General features: G+C 69.0%; 13 protein-coding genes. 6 read left to right on the top strand and 7 right to left on the bottom strand.

Annotated features, from left to right (window positions below):
• A partial coding sequence (locus Aple_RS51905; RefSeq protein ID WP_170321351.1) for a hypothetical protein occupies positions 1–277 on the bottom strand: 277 nt, incomplete at its 3' end.
• 21 nt (positions 278–298) lie between these two features.
• Here Aple_RS51905 and Aple_RS08515 point away from each other — a divergent pair.
• Both Aple_RS08515 and Aple_RS08510 read left to right on the top strand, forming a co-directional pair.
• Positions 299–2,416 (top strand): CHAT domain-containing protein, encoded by a 2,118-nt coding sequence (locus Aple_RS08515; RefSeq protein WP_170321350.1) that lies wholly within the window; start codon positions 299–301, stop codon positions 2,414–2,416.
• A gap of 405 nt (positions 2,417–2,821) precedes the next feature.
• Positions 2,822–3,727 carry an RpnC/YadD family protein gene (locus Aple_RS08510; protein ID WP_155343954.1) on the top strand — a complete coding sequence of 302 codons (906 nt, stop codon included), beginning with the start codon at positions 2,822–2,824 and terminating at the stop codon, positions 3,725–3,727.
• Between the two features lie 1,050 nt (positions 3,728–4,777).
• Here Aple_RS08510 and Aple_RS08505 read toward each other — a convergent pair.
• The 4 genes from Aple_RS08505 to Aple_RS08490 all read right to left on the bottom strand — a co-directional run bounded on the left by Aple_RS08505 (position 4,778) and on the right by Aple_RS08490 (position 9,864).
• Positions 4,778–5,587 carry a sulfurtransferase gene (locus Aple_RS08505; RefSeq protein ID WP_155343953.1) on the bottom strand — a complete coding sequence of 270 codons (810 nt, stop codon included), beginning with the start codon at positions 5,585–5,587 and terminating at the stop codon, positions 4,778–4,780.
• A 28-nt stretch (positions 5,588–5,615) separates the two neighbouring features.
• Positions 5,616–6,731, bottom strand: coding sequence for an alkaline phosphatase family protein (locus Aple_RS08500; RefSeq protein ID WP_155343952.1), 1,116 nt, complete (start codon positions 6,729–6,731; stop codon positions 5,616–5,618).
• Between the two features lie 2 nt (positions 6,732–6,733).
• Entirely contained in the window at positions 6,734–7,318 is a 585-nt protein-coding gene (locus Aple_RS08495) for a DUF5998 family protein (protein ID WP_155343951.1), read from the bottom strand.
• A gap of 146 nt (positions 7,319–7,464) precedes the next feature.
• Complete coding sequence (locus Aple_RS08490; RefSeq protein WP_155343950.1) at positions 7,465–9,864, bottom strand: bifunctional acetate--CoA ligase family protein/GNAT family N-acetyltransferase; 2,400 nt, start codon at positions 9,862–9,864, stop codon at positions 7,465–7,467.
• Positions 9,865–10,068: 204 nt separating this feature from the next.
• On the opposite strand from Aple_RS08490, the gene Aple_RS08485 reads away from it, so the two are divergent.
• Positions 10,069–10,962: a carbohydrate kinase family protein gene (locus Aple_RS08485; RefSeq protein ID WP_155343949.1), complete on the top strand. Its 894-nt coding sequence runs from the start codon at positions 10,069–10,071 to the stop codon at positions 10,960–10,962.
• A 168-nt stretch (positions 10,963–11,130) separates the two neighbouring features.
• On the opposite strand, the gene Aple_RS08480 is transcribed toward Aple_RS08485, so the two are convergent.
• Positions 11,131–13,155 (bottom strand): cellulose binding domain-containing protein, encoded by a 2,025-nt coding sequence (locus Aple_RS08480; RefSeq protein ID WP_155343948.1) that lies wholly within the window; start codon positions 13,153–13,155, stop codon positions 11,131–11,133.
• A gap of 106 nt (positions 13,156–13,261) precedes the next feature.
• Complete coding sequence (locus Aple_RS08475) at positions 13,262–15,343, bottom strand: RecQ family ATP-dependent DNA helicase (protein ID WP_246264257.1); 2,082 nt, start codon at positions 15,341–15,343, stop codon at positions 13,262–13,264.
• A gap of 141 nt (positions 15,344–15,484) precedes the next feature.
• On the opposite strand from Aple_RS08475, the gene Aple_RS08470 reads away from it, so the two are divergent.
• The 3 genes from Aple_RS08470 to grpE are packed head-to-tail and all read left to right on the top strand — an operon-like array spanning position 15,485 to position 16,792.
• A complete protein-coding gene (locus Aple_RS08470) occupies positions 15,485–15,892 on the top strand; it encodes a hypothetical protein (RefSeq protein WP_155343947.1) in 408 nt (135 codons plus the stop codon).
• Between the two features lie 33 nt (positions 15,893–15,925).
• Positions 15,926–16,312, top strand: a complete 387-nt coding sequence (locus Aple_RS53140; RefSeq protein ID WP_218038194.1) for an HAD family hydrolase — start codon at positions 15,926–15,928, stop codon at positions 16,310–16,312.
• A 39-nt stretch (positions 16,313–16,351) separates the two neighbouring features.
• On the top strand, positions 16,352–16,792 hold the full coding sequence (gene grpE, locus Aple_RS08455; protein WP_155343946.1) for a nucleotide exchange factor GrpE: 441 nt from the start codon (positions 16,352–16,354) through the stop codon (positions 16,790–16,792).

The following is a 16,792-nucleotide window of genomic DNA, read 5'->3' as shown; positions in this document are numbered from 1 at the left end:
GGCGGAGGGTGTGCTGCGGGAGAGTGAGGGGGTGGGGGATGCGGAGGCGGCGTCGATCGCGTTGCGGGGGATGGCGTTGGCCGCGTGGGAGTTTGGGGATCTGGGGTTGGCGGATGAGCTGCTTACGCGGGCGGCTCGCCGGGCTGTCGATGTGCCGGTGCGGGCGGCGCAGGCGGCGATGTCGCAGGTTCCGCTTCGTGCGTTGCTGGGGGATCCCGAAGCGGCGCTCGCTCTGGCCGACAAGGTCGAACCGGATCTGGACAGGCTCGATCGGCATCGGCTGGATGTTCAGCGGGCGGTGCCGCTGGTTCTGCTGGGCAGGCATACGGAGGCTGTTGAGCGGTGTACGACGGCTTTTCCAGCTCTCGGCGATGACCCACGTTGTCATGCGGGCGGGCTCCTCAGCCGGGGGCTCGCCTATGTCTTCCTTGAACGATTCGGGGAAGCGGCGGCCGACTTCACGCGTTCCGCCGGAATCGCCAGAAGCTCAGGGTTCACCCATTTGGCCATGCTCGCCGAAGGCAACCTGCCTTTTGCCGCCGCCCGCCGAGGTGACATTCCCGCCGCTTTCGCTAGTTACCAGGCCGCCGAACATTCCCTGGTCGGCTACCCGGAACGCCTGGCGGCCATGCGCGTCGACTTCGCCCAAGCCCTCGTCGAGGCACGGCTCCCGAACGAAGCACGCGCCCTCCTGGAACAGGCCGTCCCGGTATTGGCGGCTTCCAATGCCCAGGTGGCGCTGAGCGACGCCCGCCTCCTCCTAGCTCAGGTGGAACTACTCACCGGCGACCCTTACCAAGCAGAACAAACCGCGCAGACGACCCACACTGAACTACTCACCCAAAGCCGTGCCCGCTGGGCTCCTCTGGCCACCGAAATCATCCTGCGAGCACGACTGGCACAGTCCGACCCTCCTCACCTCGTCCCCGCGGATCTGCTCACCGACTTGTACGCATGCGCCGACGAACTGGCCACCACAGGCTGGCCCACCCAAGCCGACTCCCTCCGCCTACTCGCCGGACGCACCGCCAAGCACCTGAAGGATCGAGCGGCGGCCACAACCCAGTTGTCCCGGCTCCTGACGCCGCGCACCCGCCCGATCGTCCGCCACCACGCGCAAGCCGTCCTCCATCACCTGAACGGAAACGACACCGCCTCTATGGCGTCAGTGGAGGCGGGCATCGCCACCTTCCTGGAAACGATCTCCCCCACGTCGGCTCAAGGCATCGAGCACCCCATGATCATGGGCGCGGCCGAGATCCGTGCCCACGCGATTCGAGGCGCCGAGCAGTTGGCAGCCTTCGGTCTCAAACTCGCCCTCTCACGCGGAAACGGCCATGGTGTCCTGGCCTGGGCAGAACGATGGCGTGCGGTGGTACGCGGCGACTTCAACGACGGCGCTCCAACCATCGGACCGACCTGCCTCGTGGAATTCGTCCGACACGAAGACGACCTATTCGCAGTCGTCGCCCAACATGACACTTGCGAACTCCACAAGATCGGCTCGTATTCGGACATAACCGAAGCAACAATCCGGATCCGCTACCAGCTCCGACGACGCAACCTACGCGACACCGAACCCCGCAGTGAACACGACACCGGACGCGACACCGAACCCAACATCGAACGTGGCACCGGACCCGGCACGGGGCGCAAGACCGAACCCGGCACCGGACGTGGCACCGGACCCGGCACGGAATCGATACCCGAAGCGGATCTGGCAGCACTCGACGCCTTGCTGATGCGTTCTCTCCGCCTGAACCTGGGACCAATCACCATCGTCCCCACAGGCTCGCTCCATACCCTCCCGTGGCCGCTGCTCCCCTCCCTCCGTGGCCGACCAGTCTCCGTACACTCACACGCGGGTGAACCTCCGGCCGCACACAAAACGGACGCCCTCGTTATCGCGGTAGCCGGCCCCGAACTGGAATACGCCAAAGCCGAAGTCCAGAGAGTGGTCGAGACTCACAAGAACGCCACAGCCATCCCAGCCACCAAGAAATCAGTGATCGAGGCCCTGGAATCGGCCGGAGTCCTCCACATCGCGGCCCACGGCATGTTCTCACCTCGCAGCCCAATGCTCTCGAACATCACTCTTGATGACGGCCCTCTGATGGCCTACGAAATCCTTCGCGCCAACCGCATGCCACCAGTGGTCGTCCTCTCAGCATGCGAAGCCGGAATGGCACACGCCCCCATGGACGGCGTCACCTGGGGCCTGGCAGGCGCATTTCTAGAACGCGGCGCCCGCTGCGTCATCGCCGGAGTGGTACCAGTACGGGACGAGGAAGCTCTAGTCCTGATGAGCCGCTTCCACGAACTCCTCGCAGTCGGCCACACACCCGCCGAAGCACTGGCACGCGCAACACACGAGACCAACATCCCAGGATTCGCATGCTTCGGCTCGGGAGACTAACCGATCACGATGTACCGAGGTCCACGTGTCCTGCGACCAAGCCACGAGCACCCAGAACAATCAGCCACTCGCCGAGTTCTCACCGCCATGTCCGGCCAGGGCCCCGTCGCCGTCCTCTACCGTCACTACACAGTCATCCCCTGCCGCGACTGGGAAGCCTCCCCAGAGATCACCTGAACCCCGGCACCCGCCTGACCGACCGCCACACCAGCGACCCGCGCACCCAGCACCGCCATGAACTGGGCTCGTCGTGCCGATATGCAGATTTCACAATTTTCCACCAGGATAAACGAGCAACACTCTATACATTAATAGCATCGCTTTATACAGCACATAGAGGCCCTCTATACCTTAGAAAAATCAAAACCGGCATATTCCAGTTATGTATTCGGTAATCTTTGCCTCATGATCAGCGCCCCCCACGAGGGTCTCGCCGGCATCGCCACCCTTGACCCGGGCCGAACCGCGGACGCCCTTCGAACCCTCTTCGAACTCCCCATTCCAGCAACCGGAAACAGCCGCGTCATCTCCGGCAACCTGACCGAATGCCTACCAACCGAGTACCGCGCCGACGCCGCCCTACTTTACGGCGACGAAGCCAACCCATTCGGTGTCATCGTCGAGGTCCAACTCCAGCGCGACGACCACAAGCGCATAAGCTGGCCCGCCTACATCACCAATCTCCGTGCCCGCGACAAATGCCGCGCCTGCCTGGTGGTCATCTGCCGCGACCGCGCCACCGCGAGATGGGCCTCCCAGCCCATCGAGGTCGGCCATCCCAACTGGGACCTGGTCCCCCTGGTGATCGGACCAGACAACTCACCCGTCTACACCGAGGTCACCGACGCCATCGGCAACCTCGGCCTCGCCGCGATCGCCGCCATCGCCCACAACAAACACCCCCAGATCAACAAGATCCTCGCAACATTGACAGCCGCCCTGCACTCCCTAGGGGAAGATTCCAGCGCCGAAGGTTACGCTGGGTACGTGCTGGTGTCTCTGACGGGCGACGCGCAACAAGAAATGGAGAGGCTCATGACCGCCGAGACCTACCCGTACCAGAGCAGGTTGATCGAGAACCTCCTAGCCGAAGGCGAAGCCAAGGGCAAGGCCGAGGGCAAGGCAGAGGGCAAGGCCGAAGGCGCGCTTGAGAAAGAGGCGGGGATCCTGCTGATGATGCTGGAAACCCGGGGCGTCGAACTCTCCGAAGGCGACCGCAAGCGCATCCTCGCCTGCAAAGACGAGGCGATCCTCGACTCCTGGGTCAAACGCGCCCTATTCGCCGAGTCAGCCAACGAGGTCTTCTCCTGACACGTTCACCCGGGTGGCATCTGACGAGAAGCCACCCAGGTCGGGAATGTACGCAAACTGAGCCAGGACGGGAAGCGCCCGGTCAGTGAAGTCGAAAAGGGCGTGGTTTCCCATTCGTTGGGATATCAGTAGCGTTGCTGCCACCACGGCCACTCGGGTGAAGCGTGCGGATTCGGTAACGTTCGGGTGAGAAATCGTCTGTCGACAGGGAGGACCAGACCGTAGAGGTACGGTTTGGCCCACCGCGGCAGTGCGATGAGTGCCTCTTCGAGGCGCTGGCGTGGGGTGTCTCCGGAGCACTCTCGGCACATGCAGGTAGGCGCGATCCGGTCAGTGGTGCCAGGAATGACCGCTTGCGCCCAAGCGAGCAAGGCCGCCGCCACTTCGCCTGGCCGCATACGGGTATGTTCCAGCCTGATCACCGCGGCCATGGGCCGACGGCCAAGACCGGGAACCTGATGGATCGAAGCTCTGTGGGTCACGCACACAGATCCTCGTGCGCGAACCTCGGAAGGGCGCCTACGCGGCATGGCCCTTTCTGCCAAATATCACAACCGTGATCATCGCATGCCGAGGTCCCGATCTCTAGATCAGGTGCCCAGCGGTGGAGCAGATCAAGAATCAAACACTTTCGGCATCCAGCGGGACATTCTGGCCTTCAGCAGGGCGCTCAAGGGCGCGTTGCCTGCGCCGCCTCGGCAATGCGAACCCCGATGGTTCACAATCTTGATGTTCACCCGTCCTGGGCTGCGAGGACGCTCGTTCGCCCAGCACCCGAAAGGTGCTGGCCGAACACGCGGCTATGAGCCATGTTCGCGCAGGTCAGGAAGTCAGCTATCAGATGTATTGACCAGATGCTGAATAGCTGAGGTGGAACGTGATGATCGCCACTTACCGGAAGCGTGTACTCACCCCACAATCGCCCTCACGCTCAAGCCCTCTGATGGCCGCCGCTGTGCCCCTGGAGCCGGGTTCCCCTTGGCCCTCGTCTCTGCGCCGTCCCGCCCGGCCACAGCCGACGATCGCGCGAGCGGGCGGTCTGCAGGGGGGTCAGCCTGTGGCGATGGGGCGGGTGGGGTCGGTGATCCAGTGGGACCAGGAGCCGACGTACAGGGCGGCGGGGAGGTTGGCTACTTCTAGGGCTAGGAGTTGGTGGGCGGCGGTTACGCCGGAGCCGCAGTAGGTGCCGATGGGGATGCCGGGGGTGGCGCCTAGGGTGTTGAAGCGTTCGCGGAGGAAGTCGGGGGTGTGGAAGAGGCCGGCGGGTTCGATGTTCTGGGTGGTGGGGGCGTTGACGGCGCCGGGGATGTGGCCGGCGACGGGGTCGATGGGTTCGGTTTCGCCTCGGTAGCGTTCGGGGGCGCGGGCGTCGAGGAGGACGCCGGTGATGGCGAGGTCGGCGGCCTGGTCGGCGTCCAGGGTGGGCATTCCGCCGGGGGTGGCGGTGAAGTCGCCGACGGGAACGTCCGGCATGTCCTTGGTGATCGGTAGGCCGGCCCGGATCCAGGCGCGGAGTCCGCCATTGAGCACGCGAACGCTGGGATGCCCGAAGTATCGCAACGTCCACCAGGCGCGCGCGGCGGACAGGGATTCGGCCTCGTCGTAGACCACGACGGGCCGGGAGCCCGACACCCCGAGACGGCGCATGGCGGCCTGGAAGTCCTCGGCGGACGGCAGCGGATGGCGCCCGCCGGGCCCGGGCGGCGCGGCCAGATCCCGGTCCAGGTCGCAGAAGACGGCGCCGGGAATGTGCCCTTCGCGGTAGGACTCGATCCCCGGCGGACCACCCAGCCGCCAGCGCACATCGAGCAGGGTGACCCGCTCGTCGGCCAGACTCTCAGCGGCGATCAACGGCCCCATCGTGCACCCCCAGGCAGATCAGACGAACTCACCGATGGATCTCCAGCAGCGGAACGTTCAGCTCCTCCACTGTCAACGACCCGTGGTACCCCGTGAATGCCCACTCCAACTTCTCGGCCTCCGCCGGGATGACCACGCAGCCACCGTACGGCACGGCTACGACATCCCCGATGCGCGGCAGCCACTCCCGCCGCACGCTCCCCCCGAACCACCCGGAATCCACCGCTTCCTCCCGGGACACGACCCACGCCCGCCCGTCGAGCATCTCCCGCCAGGTGGCTTCGACCGCCGAGGCGGCGCCCGGGAGCGTGTAGACATGCCGAGCCCGGGCTTCGCCCCCGAGCAGGGAGACGCCCTCCATGAGTTCGGGATGCTGGTCGACGTCGACCTTGTCGGTGGCGTTGACCATGCCGTGGTCGGCGGTCACATACATGACCGCGCCCGGCGGCAGGGTCTCGGCGAGGCGTTCGGCCATGCGGTCGACGATGGCGAGCTGCTCGAGCCAGGCGGGTGAACCCCAGCCCGACCGGTGGCCGGCGCTGTCGAGGTCGCTGTAGTAGACGGTCACGAACGTGCGGGGGGCTTGGAGCGCGTGCCGTACTCCCTCGATGCGCTCGTCGATGGACTCGGCGTGCAGGTGGTGGACGCCGCGGTAGACGGCGCGGTTGAGGCCGGTGCCGTCGAAGGCGCCGGTGGCGACGTAGACGGCGTCGACGTCGAGGGCGGTAAGGCGCTGGTAGACGGTGGTGGCGGGCTGCCAGACCTCGGGGTCGATGGGGAGGCCGGGGGCGGTCCAGCGCAGGCAGTTGAAGAGGCGGCCCTCGCCGGGGACCGCCATCTGGATGCCGATCATGCCGTGCTCGCCGGGGGTGCCGCCGGTGCCGAGGGTGGCCAGGCTGGTGGGGGTGGAGGACGGAAACCCGGCCGTGATCGTGCGGCCCAGCGCGCCGGACAGGAACGGGGCCGTCCCGGGATGGGCGCGCAGGAGTTCGGCGCCCATCCCGTCCACCAGGAACAGGCAGACCCGGGAGGCGGGCTCCAGCCCGAGCGTGTTGTCGCCGCCGCCCCCGAAGGTGGCGAGCAGGGAGCCGGGAAAATCGCTCAGCGAGGCGGCGCCGTACGCGGGGAGGTGGGGCCCGGCCACGGTCAGCTCCTGGCGGTGGCTTCGGACAGGGCGCGGGCGAAGGCGAGGACGTGGGTGACCGCCTCAGGACCGTCGGCGGCCTCGCTGACCCGCAGTTGCAGGTCGTCGGCGGTGACCGCGCCGGTGTAGCCGTGGTCGGCGTCGCAGTTCTCGTCGCCGCAGGTGGCCGGTTCGAGATCGACGTGCGAGATCGCGCCCCAGCCGATGGTCAGGGTGACCTCGCTGGGCGGCACGCCGGGCACGTAGGAGGCGGGGTCGGGGACCACCCGGGTGAGCGCGACCGACTGGATCCGGCTCAGCCGGACGGCCTCGGTCGTGGTGGAGGCGTGCGAGGTGGGGTTGCCCTCGGCGGGCGGATGCTCGTCGGTGTGGCAGACCAGCAGCCGGGACGGTGACAGCACCAGCACGGTGACGTGCCTGCGCACCTCCATGGCCGGGTCGAACGTGGCCTCGTGGTGCACGACGAACGCCGTTACCTGCTCTTTCCCTACGGCGGAGTCGACGGCGTCGGTGACCAGGTCGGGGTAGTAGCCGCTGCGGTCGATGGCCTCGCGCAGGTCGGCAGCCGAGACTCGGGTATCCCTCATGGGTCCATCCTGCCCTGTCATGGGCGCGGTTTTCACATGCGAAGCCACCTTCTCGCCAGCCCAGATATACGGATTTAGCAGTATTTGGAATGAGTATCGGGCCTTTCCCTTGCCCTTACCCGTCCAGGGTTATCGCTAGAGGCGTACTAGCCAAGGCGGCGGGGTCCGCCGTCGGGGCGAGGGCCGACCACGGGCCGGATCACCGCGCGGGCGCCCAGCACCGTGACGCCGCCCTCCCCCACCAGGACCTGATCGAGATCGAGCCGGGCCACCTCGGGCAGCGCGTCCGCCAGCAGCCCAACCCGGACCAGCAGATCCTCCAGAGCCGGTACGGCCACGGGCGGGTAGCCGTACTCCCCGAACAGGAGCGGCGCGGTGCGCACGGCGCGGACCAGACCGGCCGCGTCCTCCCCGGTCAGCGGCGCCAGCCGGTACGCGTGATCGCCCAGCAGCCGGGCCGCCACATCGGCGAGCCCGAACGACACGACCGCCCCGAAGTCACGGTCCTGGACCACACCGACCATGGTCGGCACCGCTGGCCCTGCCGAGGGCTCGGTCACGACCTCGATCCCGTAACAGGCGAGCAGGGCGGTGGCGTCGATCTCGGTGTCGGCGGGCGCGGCGTCGATGACGCGGTGCGCCTCCGCCCGATCTAACGAAATTTCCGGAATCGTGCCAGCCGGTGCGGTACGCCACCGGGCATGCCTGACCACATGCGCCAGCGCCCGAACGGCCTCCTCCGGCGCCGAATAGGACGGAATCGAGCCACGCTCCGGACCCTCCCCCGGCACGCGAAGCTCGGCGGGAAGCCCCCACTCGCCCTGGAACGTGGCCAGCACCGGTTTCCCGGACTCCCGGGCCACCTTGATCAGCTCGGCGGCCACCAGGTCGGCCCGCCCGGGAATGGGCGGCATGTAGATCGCGACCACGGCGTCCACCCCCGGCAGCACACCCGCGAGCGCCTTCCCGAACTCCTCGGCCCCCGCGCGTGCGCCCAGATTAACCGGAGTGCCAGGTTCAAGACCCGCGGCCAGGCAGGCGTCGGCGGCCAGCAGCGCCAGCGCGTCGGAATTGCCCACGATGCCCACCCGCGGCCCTTCCGGCAGCGGCTGGTAGGCCAGCAACTGGCCCACATCGAACAGCTGGGTCAGATCGTCCACCCTGATCACCCCGGCCTGGGCGAACAGCGAGCTCACCACGGTGTCCGGCAGGCCGAGCGCCGACGCCGCGTGCCCGCTCGGCACCCGCTGCGACTTGACCACCACGATCGGCTTGGTACGCGAGATGCGCCGCGCCAGCCGCGCGAACTTACGCGGATTCCCGAGCGATTCCAGGTAGAGCAGGATCACCTCGGTCGCCGGATCCTCCTCCCAGTACTGGAGCAGGTCGTTGCCGGACACGTCGGCCCGGTTCCCGGCGGAGACGAACGTGGAGATCCCCATGCCGCGCTGCGCCACCCGCTGCAGCAGCGCGGTCCCGAGCGCTCCCGACTGGCTGAAGAAGCCCACCCGGCCACGGCCGGGCAGGGTCGCGGCCAGGGTGGCGTTGAGGCGGATGCCGGGGTCGGTGTTGGCGATGCCGAGGCAGTTGGGGCCGACCACGCGCATGCCGTACAGGCGGGAGATGCGGACCAGTTCCTGCTGCCTCTCGGCGCCCTCCTCGCCGGTCTCGCCGAAGCCGCTGGAGACCACGACCAGGCCTTTGACGCCCTTGCGGGCGCATTCCTCGACCACGCCGAGCACGCTTTCGGCCGGGACGGCGACGATGGCGAGATCCACGTCGCCGTCGATCGCGGAGACGCTGCGATAGGCGCGCACCCCAGCGACCGCCCGGACCTCGCGGTGCACGGGGTAGACCGGGCCGGTGAAGTCGGCGGCCAGCAGGTTGCGCAGCACGGTCTGGCCGATGCCGCCGGGTTCCCTGCTGGCGCCGATGACGGCCACCGACTCCGGGGTGAGCAACCGCTGGATCGAGCGGGCCTCAGCGCGATGCTCACGGGCCGAGGTGACCTCGACGGCGGTCTCGGTGGTGGCCAGGTCGAGGGTGAGCCGCACGACGCCGTCGGCGAAGGTGCTGCGCGCGGTGTATCCGGCCTGGCGGAACAGCATGTTCATCCGGTGGTTGGCGGGCAGCACGTCGGCGATGAAGGTACGGATCCCGCGCTCGCGCGCGGCCGCGCGCAGGTGTTCCATCAGGACGGCGGCGACCCCCCGGCCCTGGTGGGCGTCCTCGACGAGGAAGGCCACCTCGGCGTGATCGGGGGGCTGCACCCGGTCATAACGGACGACGGCCACCATCTCCGTGCCGATGGTGGCGATCAGCGCCACCCGGTCATTGTGGTCCACGTTGGTGAACCAAGCGATCTCCCGATCGGACAATCGCGGACGAGGGCCGAAAAACCGAAAGTAAATCGTTTGATCCGACAAACGGGAGTAAAAATCACGGAGAAGTCCGGCGTCGCCGGGATGGATCGGCCGCAGGTGAGCGGTGCCGCCGTCGGAGAGGACGACGTCCGCCTCCCAGTGCGCCGGGTACGGTGGTTCCACAGGTCGAGCGTATCGACGCCCGGCTTGGGATGGTTGGGCAACGCTTGTGCATCGACTGTGCCCGAGTGTCCGCTCTACCCCCCACGGCGTCACCGGAAGCTGTTAAGTTTCTCGGCGTCAGCCTCATATCGCACGGAGAGGACGCCGACCCCCCAATGGTGCGGCAGGCTCACCTCCCTCAGCAGTTGGCAAGGTGGTGACATCATGACCCGGGTCGTCGTGGTGGGCGATCTCATGACCGACGCGGTCGCCCGCGCCAGGTTCCCGCTCGCCCGCGCCAGTGACACCCCGGCAATCGTCACCATGCACGGGGGTGGCTCCGGCGCGAACATCGCCTCCTGGCTCGCCGTGGAAGGTTCCGAAGTGGCCTTCATCGGCCGCCGGGGCGCCGACATCACGGGCCGTAACCGTGACATGGAGCTGATGGGCTACGGGGTGGACGCCCGCCTCGTGATGGACCCGGAACGTCCCACCGGCACCTGCGTCGTGCTCGTGACGCACAAGGGCGAGCGCACGATGTTGTCCGACCCGGGCGCGAACGCGGCGCTGTCGCCAGAAGACCTGCCGCGTGACCTGTTCACCCAGGGTGGCCACCTGCACATGTCCGGCTACACGCTGATCTGCGAGGGCTCCAGGGACGCCGGCCTGGCCGCGCTCGACCTGGCCCGCAGGGCCGGCATGTCGATCTCGGTGGACTGCGCCTCGTCCGCGCCGGTGGAACGCACCGGGGCCGAGCCGTTCCTGGAGTGGACGCACGGGGTCAAGCTGCTGTTCGCCAACGCCGACCAGGCCAAGGTGCTGACCGGCCGCGAGGAGCCGGACGCGGCGGCCAAGGTGCTCACCGCGTGGTTCCCCCAGGTCGTGATCAAGCTCAACAAAGAGGGCGCGCTCTGGTACACCAACAGCCGCTCCGAGCCGGTCCGGGTGCCCGCCGAGACCGTCGACCGCGTGGTGGACGGCACCGGCGCGGGCGACGCCTTCGCGGCCGGTTTCCTGCCGAGCTGGCTGAACGGCAAGCCCCCGGCCGACGCCCTGGCGGCGGGCAACGCCCTGGCCGCCAAGTGCATCGCCAACCTGGGCGCCCGCCCTCGCCTCTAGGGTGATTCGACAGGCGATCTCCTCGCCTGTCGATCGCCGTGGGACTCCCACCCACCCAGCCCGTTTGATCCCCTCGGGCTCCGCCCGAACCCGTCGTCGCTGTGGGTCCCACACGAAACGAGGTCGCCCGCCACACGGGGTAATGGGCGACCTCGTTCTCAGGCGGGCCTACTGGGTGGTGCAGATGGTTCCGTTGAGGGTGAAGACGGACGGGAGCACGTTCGGGCCGCTGTAGCTGCCGACGAAGCCGATGTTGGTGGTGGCTCCGGTGGCGATGGGGCCGCTGGCGACGACCTTGACGGCGGAACCCGTCTGGGTCCAGGTGGCGTTCCAGCCGCCGTCCAGGTTCTGCCAGGTTCTCGGCCAGGTGAAGTCGAGGGTCCAGTCGTTGATGGGCGCGCCGTTGTTGGTGATGTCAATGGAGCCGACGTAGCCGCTGCCCCAGTTGGTCTGATCGGTCAGCCGTACCGTGCAGGAACTGGCGGCGGGAGTGCCGGTGGTGAACGTCAACGGCGGGGAGGACCACGAGACGCCGCCGCCGCTGTCCCGGGCGATCACGTTGACGGTGTAGCGGGTGCCGGGCCTGAGGTTGCCGACCGCTAATGAGGTGCCGCCGGTTTCCCCTAGTTGTTCGGTGATGGCGCCGTTCTGGCGGTGGACTTCGTACTTCACGATCGGGCGCGTGCCGGGGGTGGCGGCGGGCCAGGAGATCGTCGCGGTCGTGTCGGTGACGGCGGTGGCGGTCGGCTGTCCCGGCGCGCCCGGCAGTCCGGCCGGGGCCGTCGCCGGACGCACCACGACCGTGGTCAGCGACAGCGGCGGCAGGGTCTGGCTGGTCGCGCTGCCCGCGGTCGAGCTGGTGATGCTGGTGGCGCCGTTGACGTGGGTCAGCACGGTGGGCGCTCCGGCGGCGGGGCCGAACCCGGCGTAGCCGATGGTGACGGGGTAGGCGGTGTCGGCGGAGGTGTTGATCAGCATGACGGCCAGGTCGCCGTTGGGGCGGCGGACCGCGTGCGCGGCGACCTTCGCCTGGCCGGTGGCGGCCTTGACGAACTGGTCGCCGGGGCGGGCGAAGCGGCTCATCATCTGCAGCGCGTAGTACGGCGCGAAGGGTGTGTTGACCGCCGGTTCGCACGCGCTGCCGTCGGCGGTGCAGCTGGCGTTGGACAGCAGGCCGAAGTCGCCGTAGTCGGTGTGCCCCTCGACCTGCCTGGGGGTGCCGATGCCGTTGTGGGTGTTCCACCAGTTGACGGTGAACACCCCGCCGGCCAGCAGGGTCGCGTAGGCGTCGGCGGCGGCCAGCGCGCCGGGCTGGGTGTTCTCCCCGGCGCCGCTGGTCCCGGTGTTGAACTCGGTCATCGCGATGCCGATCCGCTCCGAGCCGGGCCCGGCGTGGGCGGCGATCTGACGCCGGGTGAGCTGGATCATGTCGGGGATGTGGGCGGCCTTGTCGTACGCGCCGGGATACCAGTGCAGGATGACGAAGTCGATCTTCGATCCGGCTATCGACAGGACGACCTTGTTCCAGGTGCCGTCGTCGCCGCCGGCCACGATCCCGTCGGGCCAGTTGGCGGGTGTGGTCAGCACCGCGCCGATCTTGATGGTCGGGTCGACGGCCTTCATCGCGTTGGAGTAGGCCACGACGTTGCGGGCGTACTCGGCGGGGCTCTTGTCGGCGTGGTTGTCGGCCTCCCAGGCCGCGCCGTAGTGGCCGTTGCCGTAGTTCTCGTTGCCGATCTCCCAGTACTTCACGCCGTAGTTCTTGGTGACGTTGGCGTGCCTGACCCAGTCGGCGGCCTCCTGGGCGGTGGCGGTGCCGTAGTTGGCGGTCACCATCGGCTGCGCCCCGGTGCGGCGCGCGCCGCGCATGAAGGTGTCGAAGTCGGTGCCGGGCGCCACGTAGCCGCCGGGCGCGGTGTGGTCGGCCCAGTGGTAGATGTCGGAGTAGGAGCCGCCGGGGTAGCGCAGCACCTGCACGCCCGCGTCCTTGAGCCGGTCGGCCGTGTCGTCGGTGCCCAGGTAGGAGTCCCAGATCGCGTGATTGGCTCCGATACCGGTGGCCGGGACCGTGGCCAGCGCGGCGCGCGCGTTGACGGTCACCGCGACGGCCTCGTCGGCGTACGCCGGGGGAATGTTCAGGGCGGTCAGCGTCAGTAAGACGGCCGACGCGGCCCGCAGGAGGGTTTTGGGCATGGACGCACCTCGCATCGAAAACGGGTTCTCTCGACGCCCCCTCCTGACCAGAAGGCACCATGATCGTGCGGCCGATGCCCCCGCCCGTCAAATGGCCGTGAAAGTTTCAGGTCGCCAGCGTCAGGGGCAGCACCGCCGTCGCTCCCGCGTGCCGGAGCAGCGCGGCGGCCAGCGTCACCGTCCAGCCCGAGTCGGTACGGTCGTCGACCAGCAGCACCGGCCCGGACACCTCGGCGATCTTCGCGGCCAGCTCGCGCGGCATCGCCAGCGTGCCCCGGATGGCCTGCACCCGCTGCGCCGAGTTGTACTGCTGCCCCGGCGACCCGCTCCGATAGCCCAGCTGCCCGAGATCAGCCAGCCGCCCGACCTGCGCCAGCCGTTCGGTCAGCGACCGGATCAGCACCGGCCGGGATCCGGACGGCACGCTGACCACCGCGACCGGCCGCTGCTCCCAGTTCCACGTCTTGAGCACGGTCACCACGGCCGCGAACACATCGTCGGGCACGGGACCGTCCGGCTGGGCCAGCAGCTCGCGCAACCGGGTCCCCCACCCGATGTCGGTGAGCCGCCCGAGCGCCCGCCCGGTCTCCGCCCCCAGCTCCGGCTTGATCCGCCCCTTGAGGTCGGCCAGCCCGGTGGGCCACTGCCGGCGCGGCTCCAGATCGACGCCGGGCCGCGCCAGCCGCTCGGCCGCGGCCTGCACCGCATCCGCCGGGATCTCGGCGGAGCGCCACGTGCCGGTGCAGTTGTCGCACCGCCCGCAGTCCACTGCCGTGTCGTCGTCGAGATGGCGGCGCAGGAACAGCTCCCGGCAGTCCTGGGTGCTCTGGTAGGCCAGCATCGCCTCCTGCTCGGCCCGCCGCTCGGCCGCCACCCGCGCATACCGCTCCGCGTCATACGCCCACGGCTCGCCGGTGGCCTCCCAGCCGCCCTTGACCCGGCGCACCGCGCCATCCACGTCCAGGACCTTGAGCATCATCTCCAGGCGGCTCCGGCTGAGATCCACCCGGCTCTCCAGCGCCGCCGTGGACAGCACCCCGCCCTCTTCCAAGGCTGCCAAGGTCGCCCGCACGACCGCCTCCGCCGGAAACGCCAGCGACGCGAAATACGCCCAGATCTCCCGATCCTCGGAGCCGGGCAGCAGCACCACCTCCGCCTTCTCCACCCCACGCCCGGCCCGGCCCACCTGCTGGTAGTACGCCACCGGCGACTGCGGCGCCCCCACGTGCACGACGAACCCGAGATCCGGCTTGTCGAAGCCCATCCCGAGCGCCGAGGTGGCGACCAGCGCCTTGATCCGGTTGCCGAGCAGGTCCTCCTCGGCGGCCAGCCGCTCGGCGGGCTCGGTCTGCCCGGAGTAGGCGGCCACCGCATGCCCCTGCTCGCGCAGGTAGGCGGCGATCTCCTGCGCCCCGGCCACGGTCAGCGTGTAGACGATGCCGGAACCCTGCAGCTCCCGCAGGGTCTGCGCCAGCCAGGCCAGCCGCTGCTCGGCCCCGGGCAGCCGGACCACGCTCAGCCGCAGGCTCTCCCGCTCCAGCGGCCCGCGCAGCACGAGCGTCTCCTGTTCGTCGGCGGCCAGCTGCTCGGCCACGTCGCGGGTGACGCGCGCGTTGGCCGTCGCCGTGGTGGCCAGCACCGGAACGCCGGGCGGCAGCTCGGCCAGCATGGTCCGCAGCCGCCGGTAGTCGGGCCGGAAGTCATGCCCCCAGTCGGAGATACAGTGCGCCTCGTCGACCACCACCAAGCCGGCGCTCTCGGCCAGCTCGGGCAGCACCTGGTCGCGGAACTCAGGATTGTTCAGCCGCTCCGGGCTGACCAGCAGCACGTCGATGGTGCCCTCGGCGACCTGCGCGTAGATCTTCTCCCACTCCTCGGCGTTGGCCGAGTTGATGGTGGCCGCGTGGATACCCGCCCGCTCGGCGGCGGCGATCTGGTTGCGCATCAGCGCCAGCAGCGGCGAGACGATGACCGTCGGGCCCTCGCCCAGGTCGCGCAGGAGAGCGGTGGCGATGAAGTAGACGGCGGACTTGCCCCAGCCGGTGCGCTGCACGACCAGCGCCCGCCGCCGCTCCATCACCAGCGCCCTGATCGCCGCCCACTGGTCCTCGCGCAGCCGCGCGCCCTCCCCCGCGAGCGCGCGCAACCGCTCCTCGGCCTCTTCCCGCAACACCTCTTCTTCGGTCACCGGTCCTTAGTACCAGGTCCGGGTGACGGTTTCGCGCGCCGCCAGATTTTTCGGAACGATACAAGGATCAAGTGAAACAAAGCTGGCAGTCTCCGCATCTACCTCCATGACGATCCACTCATCAGACTCTGGAGAACGAACATGGACGTGTACGACGCCGGAACCTCCGACCTCGCCGACGTCGACGGCGACGGTTACTACGAGACCGCCGCGGTGGACACCAACGCCGACGGTGTGGTGGACGCGGCGGTGTCCGACCTCGACGGCGACGGCGACATCGACATGGAGGCCTACGACACCGACGGCGACGGCCGCGTGGACACCGCGATCCTGGACACCGACAATGACGGCATCGCGGACACCGCGCTGTTCGACACCGACAGCGACGGCCAGCCCGACGTGGTGGCGGTCACCATCCCGCCCACCGCCGACGACGCGCCGCTGTTCCCCGAGGCCACCACGGCCACCGACCCGGCGGTCGAGGAGACCGGCCTCAGCTCGAACGACATCGTCGAGGGCGCGCTGCCCGGTCCGGAGTACACCGCCTAGCAGGAACGTTCCACCAGCGGAAGGAAACCCGACATGGGTACCCCCCAGGATCCGACCCAGCCCCAGCCCGGCCAGTACGGCCAGCAACTCCCGCCGTACGACCCTGGGGCACCCCTCCCGCCGCAGCAGCCCGGATACCAGTACCCGCCGCCCCCGCCGTACGGGCAGCAGCCTGGACCGTACTACGGCCAGCAGTACGGGAAGCCGCCGGTCAGCGGCACCCAGACCATGTCGATCATCGCCTTCGTGATGGCCGGGATCGCCCTGCTGATCCTGCCGCCCGTCTTCGGCGTGATCGGCATCGTCCTGGGCGTGGTCGGCCACCGGCGGGGCGAGAAGCTGGGCTCCGCCGCCGCGATCACGTCCGGCGTGTGCCTGGTGCTCGGCATGATCTTCAGCTACATGGTGAACGTCATGTAGGCCCAGGGCCGATCGAACCCCATCTGCTGAGGAGCCAGAATGCCCATCGGCCGTCCCGCCCCCTCCCCCGCTCAACCCCCCCTGAGCGCGGGAGAAGGGCTGGCGCGCGCGCTGACCGAGGTGGCGGCAGGCGGCGCGAGCCCGGCTGTCAGCCAGCAGATCGAGCGCCTGCTCGCCGAAGGCCGCGACCGCGTCGCGCTGGCCCTGGCCTGCGCGCGCTTCCACGACCAGCTGAGCGAGCGTTTCCCCGAGCTGGCGGAACTGCTCGCGGCCGCGCTCGTGGAGGCCGGGATCCAGGAGGTACGCCCCGACGGGCTGCCCTTCGACGGCGAACTCCACGAAGCCGTGGACACCACGCCCACCGACGACCCCGACGCGCACGACACGGTCGCCGAGACCGTGCGGGCCGGATACCTGGACGGCGACCAGGTGCTGCGCGTGCCCCAGGTCGTGGTGTACCGGCGGGAGCCGCCGTCATGA

The sequence above is a fragment of the Acrocarpospora pleiomorpha genome, assembly GCF_009687885.1.
Taxonomy (GTDB): Bacteria; Actinomycetota; Actinomycetes; order Streptosporangiales; family Streptosporangiaceae; genus Acrocarpospora; species Acrocarpospora pleiomorpha.
This window is presented reverse-complemented; position numbering and strand designations above follow the sequence as displayed.

Coding starts and splice junctions, on each gene's coding strand:
- grpE (WP_155343946.1), top strand. CDS start 16,352: ATGCCCATCGGCCGTCCCGCCCCCTCCCCCGCTCAACCCCCCCTGAGC.
- Aple_RS08495 (WP_155343951.1), bottom strand. CDS start 7,318: ATGAGGGATACCCGAGTCTCGGCTGCCGACCTGCGCGAGGCCATCGAC.
- Aple_RS08480 (WP_155343948.1), bottom strand. CDS start 13,155: ATGCCCAAAACCCTCCTGCGGGCCGCGTCGGCCGTCTTACTGACGCTG.
- Aple_RS08510 (WP_155343954.1), top strand. CDS start 2,822: ATGATCAGCGCCCCCCACGAGGGTCTCGCCGGCATCGCCACCCTTGAC.
- Aple_RS53140 (WP_218038194.1), top strand. CDS start 15,926: ATGGGTACCCCCCAGGATCCGACCCAGCCCCAGCCCGGCCAGTACGGC.
- Aple_RS08470 (WP_155343947.1), top strand. CDS start 15,485: ATGGACGTGTACGACGCCGGAACCTCCGACCTCGCCGACGTCGACGGC.
- Aple_RS08485 (WP_155343949.1), top strand. CDS start 10,069: ATGACCCGGGTCGTCGTGGTGGGCGATCTCATGACCGACGCGGTCGCC.
- Aple_RS08505 (WP_155343953.1), bottom strand. CDS start 5,587: ATGGGGCCGTTGATCGCCGCTGAGAGTCTGGCCGACGAGCGGGTCACC.